The sequence below is a fragment of the Thiolapillus sp. genome, from assembly GCF_048562965.1.
Taxonomy (GTDB): domain Bacteria; phylum Pseudomonadota; class Gammaproteobacteria; order Chromatiales; family Chromatiaceae; genus Thiolapillus; species Thiolapillus brandeum_A.
In genome coordinates this window covers 1-1,551 of the sequence record NZ_JBHNMF010000706.1, presented here as the reverse complement: position 1 = coordinate 1,551, position 1,551 = coordinate 1, and the positions used below count along the sequence as shown (strand labels likewise).

The 1,551-nt window shown below is 54.1% G+C and carries 1 protein-coding gene and 1 pseudogene; both read right to left on the bottom strand.

The features are described 5' to 3' along the window. Positions 1-111 precede the first annotated feature (111 nt). Complete coding sequence (locus ACOCD2_RS19375; RefSeq protein WP_305800814.1) at positions 112-369, bottom strand: site-specific integrase; 258 nt, start codon at positions 367-369, stop codon at positions 112-114. Between the two features lie 539 nt (positions 370-908). Then, positions 909-1,433: pseudogene (locus ACOCD2_RS19370) on the bottom strand (efflux RND transporter permease subunit); the annotation flags it as partial. Positions 1,434-1,551: the final 118 nt, after the last annotated feature.

Sequence of the window (1,551 nt, the reverse complement as noted above, 5' to 3'; positions counted from 1 at the left end):
CATAGCGGCCTCCAGAAGTTTGTGTTGATTTCTCTTCTGAGAGGCCGCGCCTTGCTATGTCAACTATTTTTTGAGATTTTTAGTGGTTTTTCTCCTCTGAAACTCTAAACTCTAGACTCTAAACTCTAGTACCTGTAAATACAAAAAACGAATACCATTGAGATACAAACGGCAACTGGCTGCACTCAAATGGCGCTCTTTGACCAGGTAAACAAAATAGTCCTGGATCTGAGCTTGCTGAAGCTGGTCCGGCGGCTTATGGAAATACGTTGCCAACGCCCTCACGGCGGCCAGATAGCTTTGATGAGTGCGGGGTGAAAAACCACGCTGCTGCATGGCATCGATCATTTGTTGGCGTAGGGATGTCATCGAACTTCTCCTTTGTTGAGACCAGGATCGGTCTTAACAAAGTGTGGTCGATAATCTCCCGAAGGGTGGGCTTGGGGAGCTACCGCGAAGCGGTTTAGTTCAACAGTTGATTATCACGCCAGCACCAAATACCGCGATACCCAGCTGGCACTGATATTGGAATATACAGCCAAGGGAATGATTCTCAATTGGATCCGGTGAGAAAATAGTAGTCAATGGAAGCACGTCCTGCCGTAAAAGGCATATTCCCTGTTAATCTTGAGAATAACAGAGCGTCGCCAGGTGGAAAAGCATTTCGCCGGGCATGTGCCGCCCGGGCGGCATTTCCCATGATCGTAGCCAACCCGTCTACCAGCTTCCAACTGTGGCATTGAACCAGCCGCCCCCCCTACGCTGAGGAACCGGTAGGTCGGGCTTCAGCCCGACAATTGGCCCGTCCACCCCTTCCCCCCCCCTATCGAGAAGAGAGGGGAAATATCCTGGCTCGGATTCAATTCACCCCAAATAGCGGATTATGCAACGCGGCACCGGGATAGCCGTCACTCCTGCGCCAGAATCTTGCCTATACGGCTCTTCATCACCCCGTAATACACAACGGGGATGACCACCAGGGTAAGGACGGTGGAAACCAGCAGGCCGAAGATCAGGGCCACGGCCAGGCCTGAGAAGATGGGGTCGTCGAGAATGAAGAAGGCGCCCATCATGGCGGCCAAGGCGGTTAGGACGATGGGCTTGGCGTGCAGCACCACGGCGGCCTCGAAGCTGGAGCCCGCCCGCAATTCCTGGTTGATGAAATCCACCAGCAGGATGGAGTTACGCACGATGATTCCCGCCAGGGCAATCATACCGATCATGGAGGTGGCGGTGAACTGGGCCCCCAGCAGGGCATGACCCGGCAGGATGCCGATGACGGTCAGGGGTATGGGCGCCATGATCACCAGGTAGATGAGCAGCAGGCCCACGGAATAGGCAATGCCCATGTCACGGAAGGTTTCATAGGTCACCTGCCATTCGCCGTCCCATTTCAGGCTGTATTCGTAGGGATTCTCCGGTTGTTCCAGAAACGTAAGCGCCCCAGAATCGACACCTTTTTTCAGAACACCATCAGCCACAGACTTTCTCCTGTCCCACCACAACGCAGGAGAATGCCATGGCCCCGACCGACAGTACTGACCGCATCAC

What these genes read in the sequence shown, in the direction of transcription:
- ACOCD2_RS19375 (WP_305800814.1), bottom strand. Translation starts at nt 369, where the DNA reads ATGACATCCCTACGCCAACAAATGATCGATGCCATGCAGCAGCGTGGT.